The organism is Mesorhizobium sp. M0045 (genome assembly GCF_040323385.1).
Classification (GTDB): domain Bacteria; phylum Pseudomonadota; class Alphaproteobacteria; order Rhizobiales; family Rhizobiaceae; genus Mesorhizobium.
This window is the reverse complement of the sequence record NZ_JAMYUY010000005.1, coordinates 137,645-152,127: the sequence shown is the minus strand read 5'-3', so window position 1 is coordinate 152,127 and position 14,483 is coordinate 137,645. Positions and strand designations below refer to the sequence as shown.

Below are 14,483 nucleotides of genomic sequence, written 5' to 3'. Positions count from 1 at the left end.
TCAGTCTCCCTGTTGACCTTTTTCAGGTTCGGTTTTGATGAGAACAGAGGCATTGCGCCCCTTGCTCCCCTCGATCGCGGAAAGGGCTGGCCGCAGCTTGTGGCCGGTCCCTTCCAGTATCTTCTCGGCCGCGTCGGCGCTGGTGGCGCCGGCGGCGAGCAGAATGGCGGTCTTGACGGCGCCGCCGCTCTTTTCGAGCAGGCGCGCCGCCTCGTCCTTGTCGCGCCCGCTGACGGCGGCGACGATGCGTGCGGCGCGGTCGCGCAGCTTGATGTTGTCGGCCATGAGGTTGACCATGTAGCCGTCATGGACATGGCCGAGATGGATTGCGGCCAGCGTCGACAGCATGTTGAGCGCGATCTTCTGGGCGGTGCCGGCGCCCATGCGCGTCGAGCCGGCAATCAGCTCCGGCGGCGTTTCGAGCAGGATGGCGATGTCGGCCAGCCGCAGCAGCGGCGCATCCCTGTTGTTGGCGATGGCAATCGTCGCTGCACCGCGGCGCCTGGCTTCCTCGATCGCGCGGACAGCGTAAGGTGTCGAGCCGCTGGCCGAGACGGCGATCAGGCAATCGCTATTGCCGATGCCGGCGGCGGCGACCGCAGCCGAAGCTTCGTCAACGTCATCCTCAGGCCCGCCGGCCAGTGTCCTGAAAGCTTCGTCGCCGCCGGCGATCAGGATGGCGATGCGGTCGCGCTGGATACCGAAAGTGCCCGGCAGTTCCAGCGCATCGGCCAATGCCATCAGGCCCGAGCTGCCGGCGGCCGCATAGGCGAGCTTGCCGCCGCTTTTCAGCCGGGTTGCGATAATTTCGGCTGCCGCGGCAATGGCAGGAATGGCGCCGCGTACGGCCTTGGCGGCCTCGATCTGTGCGTTGGCCAAAGAGGAAAGGATGGCGTCCGGGGCCTGGATGTCCAGTCCCTCGGCATTGTGGTGAAGCGCTTCGGTGCGCGTTTCGGCCATCCGCTTTCCTCCAATCCAGAAAACAATACCAAAAAAATACCACTTGTCCACACGCATTAATGAAATCCCTACGTTCGGGATAGGCCTGCAGACGAAATCCGCTGATTTCTCAACAAACTAGGCCTTAACTTTTTTGAAATGGAAATTAACCCTTGGCTATTGGTATTTTATTGGTATTATCCGCCCCGAGGAGAAATCGCGTGAAATTCGTGCTCGGCATCGATGGCGGCGGCACCAGCTGCAGGGCGGCCCTTGCAACGGCCGACGGCAGCGTCCTCGGCCGCGCCAAAAGCGGCGCCGCCAACATCCGCACCGATCTCACCGGCGCCAGGACGAACATCGTCGACGCGGCGCAGCAGGCCTTTGTCGCCGCGGGCAGGGATCCCGCACTGATCCCGCAAACGCCGGCCGTTCTCGGCCTGGCCGGCGCCAATGTCGGCACCTATAGGCAGCAGCTCGAAGCGATCCTGCCGTTCCGCATCAGCCGTGTCGAGACCGACGCCGAAATCGCGCTGGAAGGTGCGGTCGGCTCCGGCGACGGCGCCATGGCCATCCTCGGCACCGGCACCGCCTATATGGCGCGCAGACAAGGCAAGTCGCGCGCCATCGGCGGCTGGGGGTTCCAGGTCGGCGACCAGGGCAGCGGCGCCCGCATCGGCCGCGACCTGCTTGAGCAGACGCTGCTCGCCTATGACGGCATCCGCGAAGGCTCGCCGCTGACGCAGGCCATGCTCGCCATCTTCCGCAACAATCCCGAGGATGTGGTCGAATTCACCACCAACGCCAAGCCCGGCGATTTCGGCGGCTTCGCGCCCAAGGTGTTCGAACACGCCGAAAAAGGCGACGTCGTCGCTATCTGGATCCTCGACAAGGCGGTCGCCGATGTCGAGGCAGCGCTTGGCGTACTCGACCTGGGCGGCGACGATCCGCTCTGCCTGCTCGGCGGGCTGGCGCCGCTTTACGCGCCGCGCCTGTCGGCCCGCTACCGGGCGCTGCTGAAACCGCCGCTCGACGACGCGCTGGGCGGCGCGGTGCAGATGGCGGTTCGGATTTTCGCAAACACGGCGGAAACAGCGCGATGAGCGAGGCCGCCGACCAGATATTCACGGCGCTGAAACAATCGTCGCAGAGCGGCGCGCCGCTCTATCTGCAGCTGAGGAAGAGCATCGAGGATGCGGTCAAACGCGGGCTGATCGGACCGGGCGATGCGCTGCCTTCCGAGCGCGACATCGCCAGCAAGGCCGACATTTCGCGCGTCACCGTGCGCAAGGCGGTGCAGGACCTGGTCAAGGGCGGCATCCTCGTCCAGCGCCATGGTTCCGGTACCTTCGTTGCGCCGCGCATGGAGCGCGTCGAGCAGTCGCTGTCGATGCTGACCTCGTTTACCGAAGACATGGCGCGGCGCGGCATGGCGGTGCGTTCAGCCTGGCTCGACCGCGGCCTCTATCCGCCGTCGCCCGACGAGATGATGGTGCTCGGCCTGGCGTCGAACGAATTGGTGGCGCGCGTGGCGCGCCTGCGCATCGCCAACGACACGCCGCTGGCGATCGAGCGCGCCTCGCTATCAACAAGCGTGCTGCCCGATCCGGCGGCGATCGGTTCGTCGCTCTACGCGGCGCTGGAAAAGACCGGCAACAGACCGGTGCGGGCCGTGCAGCGCATTTCCGCCACCAATCTCGGCGATGGCGATGCGCATCTGCTCGAAGTGCCGCCAGGCATTGCCGGCCTGCATATCGAGCGTATCTCCTATCTGGCGAGCGGCAAGGTGATCGAGTTCACCCGCTCCATCTACAGAGGCGACGCCTATGATTTTGTCGCCGAACTCCGGCTAAGCGGGCCGGGCGAAGAGGGCCGGTCATGAGCGCAACAATTACCCATATGCGGCGCGAGATCGACGAGATCCCGGAGGCCACCGCGCGCCTGCTCGACGGCTCGGCCGCGGTGCTGACCGAGGCCGGGCGCGGCATTCGCGAGCGCGACCCGAATTTCGTCGTCACCGTGGCGCGCGGTTCGTCCGACCATGCCGCAACCTTCATGAAATATGCCGTGGAGCTGACCGCCGGGCTGGCGGTTGCATCGGTCGGCCCGTCGATCGCCTCGATCTATGGCGCCAAGCTGAAGCTGGGCGGCTCGGCCTGCCTGGCGATCTCGCAGTCCGGCAAGAGCCCGGACATCGTCGCAATGGCGCAGGCGGCGCGGGCCGGCGGGTCGCTGACCGTCGCCATCACCAACACTGCCGATTCGCCGCTCGCGCGAGCCTCGGATTACGCCATCGATATCTTGGCCGGACCGGAGCTCAGCGTCGCGGCGACGAAGACCTTCGTCAATTCGGCGGTCGCCGGCCTCGCCTTGATGGCGCACAGCACCGGCGATGACAAACTTCTGGCAGCACTCGCCCGCCTGCCGGAGCATTTTCGCAAGGCGATCGCTTGCGACTGGATGGCGCTGGCAGCGGCACTCGAGACGCCGAAATCGCTGTTCATCCTTGGCCGTGGCCCGTCGGCGGCGATCGCCAACGAGGCGGCGCTGAAATTCAAGGAAACCTGCGCCATGCACGCGGAAGCCTATAGTGCCGCCGAGGTCATGCACGGCCCGCTGGCGCTGATCGGTCCCGGCTTCCCGGTGCTGGCTCTGGCTGCTCGCGATGCGTCCGAACCGTCGGTGGCCGATGCCGCCGACAGCCTGGCCGGCAAGGGCGCCGCCGTCTTTGTGACGTCGAACAAGGCAAGGAGCGCACAGCCGCTGCCGCATGTCGCAACCGGTCATCCGCTGACCGATCCACTGACGCTGATCGTGTCGTTCTATGGTTTCGTCGAGGCTTTTGCTCGCCATCGCGGTCTCGACCCCGACACGCCGCCCAATCTGCGCAAGGTGACGGAAACGCTATGAGCGATCGCTTTGCCCTGACCGGCGCCCGGATTTTCGATGGCGACGACTGGCACGACAATGCGGCGCTTGTCGTGCGCGACGGCCTCGTCGAGGCCATCGTTGCCGCCGGCGCGATTCCATCAAATGTTGCGCGTATCGAGACCGGCGGCGGCATGCTGGCGCCTGGCTTCGTCGATCTGCAGGTCAATGGCGGCGGCGGCGTCATGCTCAACGACCATCCGGACGTTGCCTCGATCGAGGCCATCTGCCGGGCGCACGCACCCTTCGGCACGACGGCGCTGTTGCCGACGCTGATCACCGACACGTCCGAGATCACCGCCGCGGCGGTTGCGGCCGGAGCCGAGGCGGCACGGAGGAAGGTGCCAGGGTTCCTGGGCCTGCATCTTGAAGGGCCGCATCTTTCGATCGCCCGCAAGGGCGCGCATGACCCGGCCCTGATCCGGCCGATGCTAGGCCCCGACCAGGCGATGCTGATCGCCGCACGGAAAAACCTGCCCGTGCTGCTGACGACGGTGGCGCCCGAATCCGTCGAGCCCGGCCAGGTGTCGGCACTTAGCAAGGCCGGCATTGTCGTCAGCATCGGCCATTCCGATACCGGCTATGCCACGGCTCGCGCCTTTGCCGAGGCCGGCGCAACGGTGGTCACCCATCTGTTCAATGCGATGAGCCAGATCGGCAATCGCGAGCCGGGGCTGGCGGGCGCGGCAATCGATGCCGGCACATTCTATGCCGGCATCATCGCCGACGGTATCCATGTCGATCCGGCCACCATGGCCATCGCCTTGCGCGCCAAGCAGGGGCCGGGCAAGATCCTGCTCGTCACCGACGCGATGGCGACGATCGGTACCGACATGACCTCGTTTACGCTGAACGTCCGCACCATCCACCGTAAGGATGGCAGGCTGACACTTGCCGACGGCACGCTGGCGGGCGCCGATCTCGACATGATTTCCGCGGTGCGCTTCGTGCACCGCGTCGTCGGTCTCGACCTCGACGAAGCCTTGCGCATGGCCTCGCTCTATCCGGCGCAAGCGATCGGCCAGTCGCGCCGGCTCGGGCGTTTCGCCAAAGGCACCGCCGCCAACATCGTTTCGCTGTCGGACGATCTGGACATTAAAAGCGTCTGGATCGACGGCGCCAAAGTTTTTGCAGCTAACGCTATCCCTCCGGCTTAGCCGGTTTTGGACGTATAGAGGTCCTTATAGGTCTCGCGCAGCAGGTTCTTCTGCACCTTGCCCATCGTGTTGCGCGGCAGTTCGTCGACGAAGATCACCCGTTTCGGATGCTTGTACCTGGCAAGGCGCCCGGCGATAGCCTCGATGATCCCCGCGGCGCTGATGGTCGAGCCCGGCGCCCGCACCACGACCGCGGTGACGCCTTCGCCGAAATCCGGATGGGCAACGCCGATGACAGCGCTTTCGGCAACACCAGGCAGCGCGTCGATCTCGCTCTCGACTTCCTTCGGATAGATATTGTAGCCGCCCGAAATGATCAGGTCTTTGCCGCGACCGACGATGTGGACATAGCCGTCGGCATCGATCAGCCCGAGATCGCCGGTGATGAAGAAACCATCGTCACGGAATTCGGCCCTGGTCTTTTCCGGCATGCGCCAGTAGCCGCAAAAGACGTTCGGGCCCTTGACCTCGATCATGCCGACCTCGCCCCGGGCAAGTGTTTCGCCGCCGTCGGGATCGGCGATGCGCAGGGAGACGCCGGGCAAGGGGAAGCCAACCGTGCCGGCTCGCCGCTCGCCCTCATACGGGTTCGACGTGTTCATATTGGTCTCGGTCATACCGTAGCGCTCGAGAATGGCGTGGCCGGTGCGCTCTCGCCAGGCTCTGTGCGTCTCGGCCAAAAGCGGCGCCGAGCCAGAAATGAACAGGCGGATGCTTTTCGCCGCCTGCCGGTTCAAACCGTCCTGCTGCAGCAGGCGGACGTAGAAGGTCGGCACGCCCATCAGGACGGTGGCGCGCGGCAGCAGCGAGACGATGCGGGCCGGGTCGAATTTGGTTTCGAACAGCATCGAGGCGCCGGCCATCAGGACGACATTGGTGGCGACGAAAAGGCCATGCGTGTGGAAAACCGGCAGCGCGTGAACCAGCACGTCTGCGGCGGTGAAGCGCCAGAGGTCGACCAGCACCCGCGCATTCGAGGCGAGGTTTTCGTGGCTGAGCATGGCGCCTTTCGAACGGCCGGTCGTGCCGGACGTGTAGAGGATCGCAGCAAGGTCGTCCGGCCCGCGCGCCACATCGTGGAAGTCCACGGCCGCCTCAGAGGCGCGATCGGTCAACGAACCCTCGCCCTTGCTGCCGAGTGTCACGACCGCAGCGCCCGAGGCCTGCGCCAAGGCGCCGATTTCGCTCACTCGCGCCGGGTCGCAGACGACCAGGCGTGGCTCGGCATCCCTGAAGAAATAGTCGAGCTCGGTCAGCGTATAGGCGGTGTTGAGCGGCAGGAAGATCGCGCCGGCACGCAGGCAGGCGAGGTAAAGGAAAATGGCCTCCGGGCTCTTCTCGACCTGAACGGCGACGCGGTCGCCGGCTTCGACGCCGAGCCGCGACAGCGCATGCGCCAGTTGTGCGGAGCGCGCCAGCATATCGCCGTAGCTGATCGAGCGCCCGTCCTCTGCCTCCATCAAAAGGCGTCCGTGCGCGAGCATCCGGGCACGGAAAGCATCAAACAGATGGTTGCTCATGTTTACCCCGAGCGGCTGACTCCGGCCGGACGGCGGCGGTCAGCCGGCCGCCTTGTCCGCCGCCGTCCTGATTGCCTCGATGTTTGCCCGGTAGGCTTCGACGCTGCCGCCCTTGAAGATGGCCGCACCGGCGACCAGCACGCTGGCGCCGGCGGCAGTGACCAGGGGCGCAGTTTCGGGCGAGATGCCGCCGTCGATCTCGATCCTGATCGGCCTGCGGCCGATCAGCGCCTTCACCCGCTTCACCTTGTCGACGATCGCCGGAATGAAGGCCTGGCCGCCGAACCCCGGATTGACCGTCATGATCAGGATCAGATCAAGCCGGTCAAGCACGTATTCGATCATCGTCTCCGGTGTCGCGGGGTTGAGTGACACACCGGCCTTCTTGCCAAGGTTTTTGATCGTTTGCAGCGACCGGTCGAGATGTGGCCCGGCTTCGGCGTGCACCGTGATGCCGTCGCAGCCGGCGTCGGCGAAGGCGGCCAGATAAGGATCGGCCGGGGCGATCATCAGATGGCAGTCGAAGAAGGCCTTGGTGCGGTTGCGGATCGCCTTGATCACCGGCGGCCCGAAGGTGATGTTCGGGACGAAATGCCCGTCCATGACGTCGAGGTGGATCCAGTCGGCGCCGGCGGCGGCCACCGCCTCGACCTCGTCGCCGAGCTTCGAGAAATCGGAAGCCAGCACCGATGGCGCAATCAGGGTTTTTTGAGCCATGTCCGCTTCCCGTTGTTGAGCCCGCCTTCGCCGTAATCATCTCGGCGCCGCTTGTCGACAGGAATCCGGCGTCCGCGCAGAAGGCGAGAAGCGGTGCGAGCCACTTCTCTTCTGGTGCAGACCTTTCCTCCAAGGCCTTTCCAGTGCACGGCCTTGGATTTCAGTTCGAATGGCGCCGCAGCCTGGCCGTCCGTGGCAGGAAGAGCTTGCGGTTGCCTTGTTTCACCTTCTGCAGATCGGGCTTCTTCAGCCCAGCGGCGAGCGCCAAGATCGACAATCCGCTGGCAGCCTGGATGGCGCGGCGCAAACGGCCGCCACGAGAGCGCACGAACGCCCCGTGGTCGCAAGACATGGATCTCCCCCCACAGGTCATGGGAAGGCGAAGGTCGCGCTGAGCTCCTGCTGTTCCATGAGACCATGGAGCCTCTGGATCTGTGGTCATGGGGCTTTCCTTTCCGGGGCCGCACCGTGCGGCACCTGAGCGTCTGTCGCGGGGCGAGGCGGAAAGGTTCATGGGCCGGGGCCGGGCCGGCTGGATCACCGCCGGAAAATACCGGCCTGCCGGTCCCGGATCCGATCAACCGCGATGAATGGTGAACGCCTTGCGCAGAATGCTTGCGCGCCACGCAGCCTGTTCTTATATACGCGCCAAGCCGTCCAGCGCCGAATGCCGGTTGCCGGAGCGGAATTTCTTGTGAACAGGGGCTTTCATCGGAACGCCTGTACGGGTCCTGAGAGCCTGCTTAGCGGAGAGATTAGAACAATGGCAAAAGTAATCGGTATCGATCTGGGAACAACCAACTCCTGTGTCGCCATCATGGATGGCAAGGAATCCAAGGTCATCGAGAATGCGGAAGGCGCCCGCACGACCCCTTCCATCGTCGCCATCAACAGCGACGGCGAGCGCCTCGTCGGCCAGCCGGCCAAGCGCCAGGCGGTCACCAATCCTGAAAACACCATTTTCGCGGTCAAGCGCCTGATCGGCCGCCGCTACGACGATCCGGTGACGGAGAAGGACAAGAAGCTTGTCCCCTACAAGATCGTCAAGGGCGACAATGGCGATGCCTGGGTCGAGGCCGGCGGCAAGAAGCAGTCGCCCAGCCAGATCTCGGCGATGATCCTGCAGAAGATGAAGGAAACGGCGGAGGCCTATCTCGGCGAGAAGGTCGAGAAGGCGGTCATCACCGTTCCGGCCTATTTCAACGACGCCCAGCGCCAGGCGACCAAGGATGCCGGCAAGATCGCCGGCCTCGAAGTGCTGCGCATCATCAACGAGCCGACGGCGGCCGCACTTGCCTATGGACTGGACAAGAAGGAAGGCAAGACGATTGCCGTCTATGACCTTGGCGGCGGCACGTTCGACATTTCGGTGCTCGAAATCGGTGACGGCGTGTTCGAGGTGAAGTCGACCAATGGCGACACCTTCCTCGGCGGCGAAGATTTCGACATGCGCCTGGTCGAATATCTGGCGGCCGAGTTCAAGAAGGAACAGGGCATCGACCTGCGGAACGACAAGCTCGCCCTGCAGCGCCTCAAGGAAGCGGCTGAAAAGGCCAAGATCGAGCTGTCGTCCACCACGCAGACCGAAATCAACCTGCCCTTCATCACCGCCGATGCCACCGGCCCCAAGCACCTGACGCTGAAGCTGACGCGGGCGAAGTTCGAGAGCCTGGTCGAGGATCTCGTCCAGCGCACGATCGATCCCTGCAAGGCGGCGCTCAAGGACGCCGGCCTCAAGGCCGGCGAAATCGACGAAGTCGTCCTGGTCGGCGGCATGACCCGCATGCCCAAGATCCAGGAGATCGTGAAGCAGTTCTTCGGCAAGGAGCCGCACAAGGGCGTCAACCCGGATGAAGTTGTTGCATTGGGCGCCGCCATCCAGGCCGGCGTGCTGCAGGGCGACGTCAAGGACGTGCTGTTGCTCGACGTGACGCCGCTGTCGCTCGGCATCGAGACGCTGGGCGGCGTGTTCACGCGGCTGATCGAACGCAACACGACGATCCCGACGAAGAAGAGCCAGGTGTTCTCCACGGCCGAGGATTCACAGTCGGCGGTGACCATCCGCGTCTTCCAGGGCGAGCGTGAAATGGCCGCCGACAACAAGGCGCTCGGCCAGTTCGATCTGGTCGGCATCCCGCCTGCGCCGCGCGGCGTGCCGCAGATCGAGGTCACCTTCGACATCGACGCCAACGGCATCGTCAACGTCTCGGCCAAGGACAAGGGCACCGGCAAGGAGCACCAGATCCGCATCCAGGCGTCTGGCGGCCTTTCGGACGCCGACATCGAGAAGATGGTCAAGGACGCCGAGGCCAATGCCGAAGCGGACAAGAAGCGGCGCGCGCTGGTCGAGGCCCGCAACCAGGCCGAGGCGCTGGTGCATTCTTCGGAGAAGTCGCTGAAGGAATATGGCGAGAAGGTTTCCGAGGCCGACCGCACGGCGATTGCCGATGCGATCGCGGCATTGAAGACCGCTGCCGAAGGCGACGATGTGACCGAGATCGAGGCCAAGACGCAGACGCTCGCCGAAGTCTCGATGAAACTCGGCCAGGCCATGTACGAGGCTTCGCAGAAGGAAGCCGCCGAGGCCGACGCCAAGGCTGATGCCGCCAAGGACAGCGACGTCGTCGATGCCGATTTCGAGGAAATCGACGAGGACGACGAGAAGAAGAAGTCGGCCTGAACCGCCTGACGGTACAGGTAAGCAAAAAGCCCGGCGCGCAGCCGGGCTTTTTTGCAACCCTTTGCCAGAAAAACGCGGAGCTCCCCGAAAAAATGCGGACAAAGCCTCGTAGACACTGGCATCGCGGCTCCATCACACCTAAATCGGAACAGCGTGCCGGCAAACGACGCAACGATGCTTCAAGACGTTGACTATCCGGACTGCGGGAAAACATGAAAGCTGATTTTTACGAAACGCTGGGCGTGCAAAAGGGCGCCGACGAGAAGGAGCTCAAGAGCGCTTTCCGCAAGTTGGCCATGCAGTTCCATCCCGACCGCAACCCAGGCGACCATGCCTGCGAGCACAAGTTCAAGGAAATCAACGAAGCCTACGAAACGCTGAAGGACCCGCAAAAGCGTGCCGCCTATGATCGCTTCGGCCACGCGGCCTTCGAGCACGGCGGCATGAATGGCGGGGCGCAGGGCTTTGGCGCGGGCGGCTTCGCCGACATTTTCGAAGACATTTTCGGCGACATGATGGGCGGGCGCCAGCGCCGCTCGTCCGGCGGCCGCGAGCGCGGCGCCGACCTGCGCTACAATATGGAAATCACGCTGGAGGAGGCATTTTCCGGCAAGACCGCGCAGATTCGCGTGCCGGCCTCGATCTCCTGCTCGGAATGCTCCGGCAGCGGCGCCAAGCCCGGCACCCAGCCCGTCACCTGCTCGATGTGCAACGGCCACGGCAAGGTGCGCGCCACGCAAGGCTTCTTCTCGATCGAGCGCACCTGCCCGCAATGCCAGGGGCGCGGCCAGACCATCAAGGATCCGTGCCCCAAATGCGCCGGCCAGGGCCGTGTCACCGAGGAGCGCTCGCTGTCGGTAAACATCCCTGCCGGCATCGAGGACGGCACCCGCATCCGGCTGGCCAATGAGGGCGAGGCCGGCCTACGCGGCGGCCCGTCCGGCGATCTCTACATCTTCCTCGCGGTCAAGCCGCACGAATTCTTCCAGCGCGACGGCGCCGATCTTTATTGCAAGGTGCCGATCTCGATGACAACGGCAGCGCTTGGCGGCTCGTTCGAGGTGACGACACTGGACGGTACCCAGACGAAGGTGAAGGTGCCGGAAGGCACCCAGAACGGTCGCCAGTTCCGCCTCAAGGGCAAGGGCATGCCGGTGCTGCGCCAGCCCAATATTGGCGACCTCTACATCCAGACCGTGGTTGAGACGCCGCAGAACCTTTCGCGCCGCCAGCGCGAATTGCTGGAAGAATTCGAGCAGCTTTCCTCAAAGGACAATTCGCCTCAGTCGAGCGGATTTTTCGCCCGCATGAAGGACTTTTTCGAAACGTTCGGCGAGCACCGAAGCTGATCCCTGGAAAACGCTTCCCGAGCGTCATCAACACCTTATCCGGGGATTCGCCTTGTCTTGCACCTCGTAGCTGTTAAGTAGCATGCGAGGGAGCGTTGAGGAGGACTTTCGATGACGCGTAGTCCCGGACTGCGAAAGACGCTGGCGGAAAAGTTCGACGACGAGTTGAAGTTCTTCAAGGGCTGGATCGACAAGCCGAAGGCGGTCGGTTCGATCGTCCCGACCAGTTCCGTCACCGCGCGCAAGATGGCCTCGATCGTCGATCCGAAATCCGGCTTGCCGGTGCTCGAGGTCGGGCCCGGCACAGGCGTCATCACGCGCGCCATCCTCGCCCAGGGCATAAAGCCTGAAAATCTCTACGCGGTCGAATATTCCACTGATTTCGTGCGCCATCTGCGTCAGCTTTATCCAGGCGTCAACGTCATCGAGGGCGACGCCTTCAATCTCGACGCGACGCTTGGCGACAAGCGCGACCTGATCTTCGATTCGGTGATATCGGGCGTGCCGCTGCTCAACTTTCCGGTCGCCCAGCGCATCGCCTATGTCGAGAGCCTGCTCGACCGTATCCCGGCGGGCCGGCCGATCGTGCAACTAACTTACGGGCCGCTGTCGCCGATCCCGCCCGGCCGCGGCGACTATACGGTCGAGCATTTCCATTTCGTCATCCGCAACATTCCGCCGACGCAGCTTTGGATCTATCGGCGCGGCTGAACGCATATCGGAGTTCCCGATGCCGGTCATTGCGGCTGGTTGGCCAATCGGTCCAGGAATGCCGTCAGCCTTTCGAACGCCTGCTCTCCCGCCTTGCCGTCGAGATCGAACTGATATTCATGCGGCAGGGCCGGACTGTAGTCGTCCGGAAAGAACAGCATGTCGACCGCAATGCCTTGCGCCGTGATCGCGCGCGCGATCAGACGCGACTGCGGCGCCAGCGGATCGGCATTGCCGACCGAGACGAATGCCGGCGGAAATTGCGGCGTCAGGTGCCTGTCGACTGAAAATTCGGCAATGCGCGGGTCGTCGTCCAGCCGCTTCACGCCGAGATACGACCACATGACGGTCCTGTTGAAGCCGGCGAAAGGCCCTTCGGGCGAGATCATCGCGGGATCGTAAATGCCGCAGAACAGTGCAACGCCTTTCAGTTGCGCGCGCTCTATGCCCGGATCGACGTCCATCATGGCGGCATAGGCGGGATTGCTGATCGTGGCAGCCAGTTGAGCGACGATCTGCGAGCCGGCGGAGTCGCCGGCGAGAAAAAGTCTGTTGCGATCGATGCGGTAGCGGCCGGCATTGCCGGAAAGAAAGGCAAGCGCCTTGTTGGCCTGGAGGACTGGCGTCGGATAGCGGGCGCCAGGGGCGATGGAATAGCCGACCGAGACAGTGACGTAGCCCCGCCCGGCCAGTATTTTCATATATGCCGAGATGTCGGCCTTGTTTCCGGCAACGAAGCCGCCGCCATGCACCCAGACCACCGTCGGCAACGCCTTTGCCTGAGCGTCCAAGGGAAAGAAGACGTCAAGGGTCTCGTCGGGGTCCTCGCCATAGCGCTCGTCGCGCAGTTCGCCGACATTGGCGGGCACGTGCTTTTCAAGCGCGCGGTTCTTTGCCACTGCATCCTTGTGAAAAGCGTAACGGATTAGAAGGACCGAAGGCCACGGGCTAAGGACGAAAGCGGCGTAGCCGACGGCAGCAGCCACCGCGAGAGCGACAAGACCATAGCCAACCCATTTCAATCCCACGAGGTCCCGCCCTATCCGCTGGCGCCGGTCGCCAAAGCGGCCAAGGCTAAATGCGTGCCGCAATCTCGGCTATTGATTCATCCCACGCATCGCCTATAGCTGCCGCCACAGCAAGGGATTGCGATGCCGATCGTCCCGAAAATTCTCGTCGTCGCCGGTTCGGTGCGCAGCGGTGCCTATAGCGGCAGGACTGCCGACGTGGCGCAGAAGGAACTTGCCATGCAGGGCGCGGAGGTGACCCGCATCTCGCTCGCCGACTATCCGTTGCCGATCCTCGACCAGGATCTGGAAAAGGACGAAGGCATTCCCGAAAACGCCGTCAGCCTCGGCCGGATGATCGCCGCCCATGACGGCCTGCTGATCGCGACGCCCGAATATAACGGCTCCATTCCGCCGCTGCTCAAGAACACCATCGACTGGGTGAGCCAACTGCGCAAGGATGGGGGCCGGACGTTCAGGCCGCTTGCCGGCAAGGTCGCCGGCCTGTGCTCGTCTTCCAGCGGACCCTTTGCAGGGATACGCTGCATCAACCATCTGCGCGCTGTGCTGGTGCGCTGCCGGATGGAGGTGGTAACACCGGAGTGTTCGGTGCCGGAGGGCGGTAGCGCCTTCGACGACGAAGGCAACTTCCGGGACGAAAGACTACGCCAATCGATGGAGCACCTATGCCGAACGCTGATCGAAACCTCGCGCATGCTGTCGACGCGGATCGAGGCATGATCCCGGACGCCGCGCGTGCCGACACAATTCAGGAAAGGCTGATCGTCGGCCTCGACCTGCCGACGCTGAGGGAAGCCGAGAAGGCGGTGCGCGAGCTCGACGGGATCGTCTCCTTCTACAAGATCGGCTACCAGCTCGCCTTTGCCGGCGGGCTCGACTTCGCCCGCGAGCTGGCCAGCGGCGGCACCAGGATCTTTCTCGACATGAAGCTGCTCGACATCGATAACACCGTTGCCAAGGGGGTCGACAACATCGTCAGGATGGGCATGAGCATGCTGACCATCCACGCCTATCCGAAGACGATGAAGGCGGCGGTCGAGGCTGCCAGGGGCAGCGACCTTTGCCTGCTCGGGGTTACCGTGCTGACCTCGATGGACGAGCAAGACGTGATCGACGCCGGCTATGAGTATGACCCGCATACGCTGGTGCTGAGGCGCTCCGAGCAGGCGCTGCATGCCGGCATGGGCGGCATCGTCTGTTCGGCCGAGGAAGCGGAGGCGGTACGCCGCATCGTCGGCCCCGATCTGGCGGTAGTGACGCCGGGAATCCGACCGAAGGGCAGCGACCATGGCGACCAGAAACGCGTGGTGACGCCGGCGCAGGCGATCCGCAACGGCTCCAGCCATCTCGTCGTTGGCCGGCCGATCGTCGGCGCCACCGACAGGCGGGCGGCGGCGGAAGCCATTCTCGATGAAATGCGCTCGGCCTGATGCCAGGAATTAACCCGGAGAAAT

At 64.1% G+C, this 14,483-nt stretch carries 14 protein-coding genes; 9 read left to right on the top strand and 5 right to left on the bottom strand.

The features are described from left to right. Entirely contained in the window at positions 1–960 is a 960-nt protein-coding gene (locus NKJ72_RS10160; RefSeq protein ID WP_352476906.1) for an N-acetylmuramic acid 6-phosphate etherase, read from the bottom strand. Positions 961–1,160: 200 nt separating this feature from the next. Between NKJ72_RS10160 and NKJ72_RS10155 the strand changes: the two genes are divergently transcribed. From NKJ72_RS10155 to nagA, 4 genes are read left to right on the top strand one after another with little or no spacing between them, the layout of a single operon-like run. Beyond that, positions 1,161–2,042, top strand: a complete 882-nt coding sequence (locus NKJ72_RS10155) for a glucosamine kinase nucleotide-binding domain-containing protein (RefSeq protein ID WP_352476905.1) — start codon at positions 1,161–1,163, stop codon at positions 2,040–2,042. Beyond that, the gene (locus NKJ72_RS10150; protein ID WP_254815733.1) at positions 2,039–2,821 is read left to right on the top strand and encodes a GntR family transcriptional regulator; all 783 of its coding nucleotides are present in this window, start codon (positions 2,039–2,041) and stop codon (positions 2,819–2,821) included. Before NKJ72_RS10155 ends, NKJ72_RS10150 begins: the two co-directional genes overlap by 4 nt. Then, positions 2,818–3,849 (top strand): SIS domain-containing protein, encoded by a 1,032-nt coding sequence (locus tag NKJ72_RS10145; protein ID WP_352476903.1) that lies wholly within the window; start codon positions 2,818–2,820, stop codon positions 3,847–3,849. Before NKJ72_RS10150 ends, NKJ72_RS10145 begins: the two co-directional genes overlap by 4 nt. After that, a complete protein-coding gene (gene nagA, locus NKJ72_RS10140) occupies positions 3,846–5,024 on the top strand; it encodes an N-acetylglucosamine-6-phosphate deacetylase (RefSeq protein ID WP_352476902.1) in 1,179 nt (392 codons plus the stop codon). Before NKJ72_RS10145 ends, nagA begins: the two co-directional genes overlap by 4 nt. Here nagA and NKJ72_RS10135 read toward each other — a convergent pair. The 3 genes from NKJ72_RS10135 to NKJ72_RS10125 all read right to left on the bottom strand — a co-directional run bounded on the left by NKJ72_RS10135 (position 5,021) and on the right by NKJ72_RS10125 (position 7,613). Then, positions 5,021–6,544, bottom strand: coding sequence for a malonate--CoA ligase (locus tag NKJ72_RS10135; RefSeq protein ID WP_352476901.1), 1,524 nt, complete (start codon positions 6,542–6,544; stop codon positions 5,021–5,023). The genes nagA and NKJ72_RS10135 overlap by 4 nt on opposite strands. Before the next feature lie 39 nt (positions 6,545–6,583). Beyond that, positions 6,584–7,261 carry a ribulose-phosphate 3-epimerase gene (rpe, locus tag NKJ72_RS10130; protein ID WP_352476900.1) on the bottom strand — a complete coding sequence of 226 codons (678 nt, stop codon included), beginning with the start codon at positions 7,259–7,261 and terminating at the stop codon, positions 6,584–6,586. Positions 7,262–7,421: 160 nt separating this feature from the next. After that, the gene (locus NKJ72_RS10125) at positions 7,422–7,613 is read right to left on the bottom strand and encodes a hypothetical protein (protein WP_352476899.1); all 192 of its coding nucleotides are present in this window, start codon (positions 7,611–7,613) and stop codon (positions 7,422–7,424) included. A 411-nt stretch (positions 7,614–8,024) separates the two neighbouring features. Between NKJ72_RS10125 and dnaK the strand changes: the two genes are divergently transcribed. From dnaK to pmtA, 3 genes are all read left to right on the top strand, one after another. Then, complete coding sequence (gene dnaK / locus NKJ72_RS10120) at positions 8,025–9,941, top strand: molecular chaperone DnaK (protein ID WP_023679851.1); 1,917 nt, start codon at positions 8,025–8,027, stop codon at positions 9,939–9,941. A gap of 212 nt (positions 9,942–10,153) precedes the next feature. Continuing rightward, positions 10,154–11,290 carry a molecular chaperone DnaJ gene (gene dnaJ / locus NKJ72_RS10115; RefSeq protein ID WP_254815727.1) on the top strand — a complete coding sequence of 379 codons (1,137 nt, stop codon included), beginning with the start codon at positions 10,154–10,156 and terminating at the stop codon, positions 11,288–11,290. A 111-nt stretch (positions 11,291–11,401) separates the two neighbouring features. Next, on the top strand, positions 11,402–12,001 hold the full coding sequence (pmtA, locus tag NKJ72_RS10110) for a phospholipid N-methyltransferase PmtA (protein ID WP_352476898.1): 600 nt from the start codon (positions 11,402–11,404) through the stop codon (positions 11,999–12,001). A 26-nt stretch (positions 12,002–12,027) separates the two neighbouring features. On the opposite strand, the gene NKJ72_RS10105 is transcribed toward pmtA, so the two are convergent. Then, complete coding sequence (locus tag NKJ72_RS10105) at positions 12,028–12,900, bottom strand: alpha/beta hydrolase (RefSeq protein ID WP_352476897.1); 873 nt, start codon at positions 12,898–12,900, stop codon at positions 12,028–12,030. A gap of 252 nt (positions 12,901–13,152) precedes the next feature. Here NKJ72_RS10105 and NKJ72_RS10100 point away from each other — a divergent pair, with 252 nt between their 5' ends. Both NKJ72_RS10100 and pyrF read left to right on the top strand, forming a co-directional pair. Further along, complete coding sequence (locus tag NKJ72_RS10100; protein ID WP_352476896.1) at positions 13,153–13,749, top strand: NADPH-dependent FMN reductase; 597 nt, start codon at positions 13,153–13,155, stop codon at positions 13,747–13,749. Continuing rightward, the gene (gene pyrF, locus NKJ72_RS10095) at positions 13,746–14,459 is read left to right on the top strand and encodes an orotidine-5'-phosphate decarboxylase (protein WP_254815723.1); all 714 of its coding nucleotides are present in this window, start codon (positions 13,746–13,748) and stop codon (positions 14,457–14,459) included. The genes NKJ72_RS10100 and pyrF overlap by 4 nt, the downstream gene beginning before the upstream one ends. The last annotated feature ends 24 nt before the right edge of the window (positions 14,460–14,483 follow it).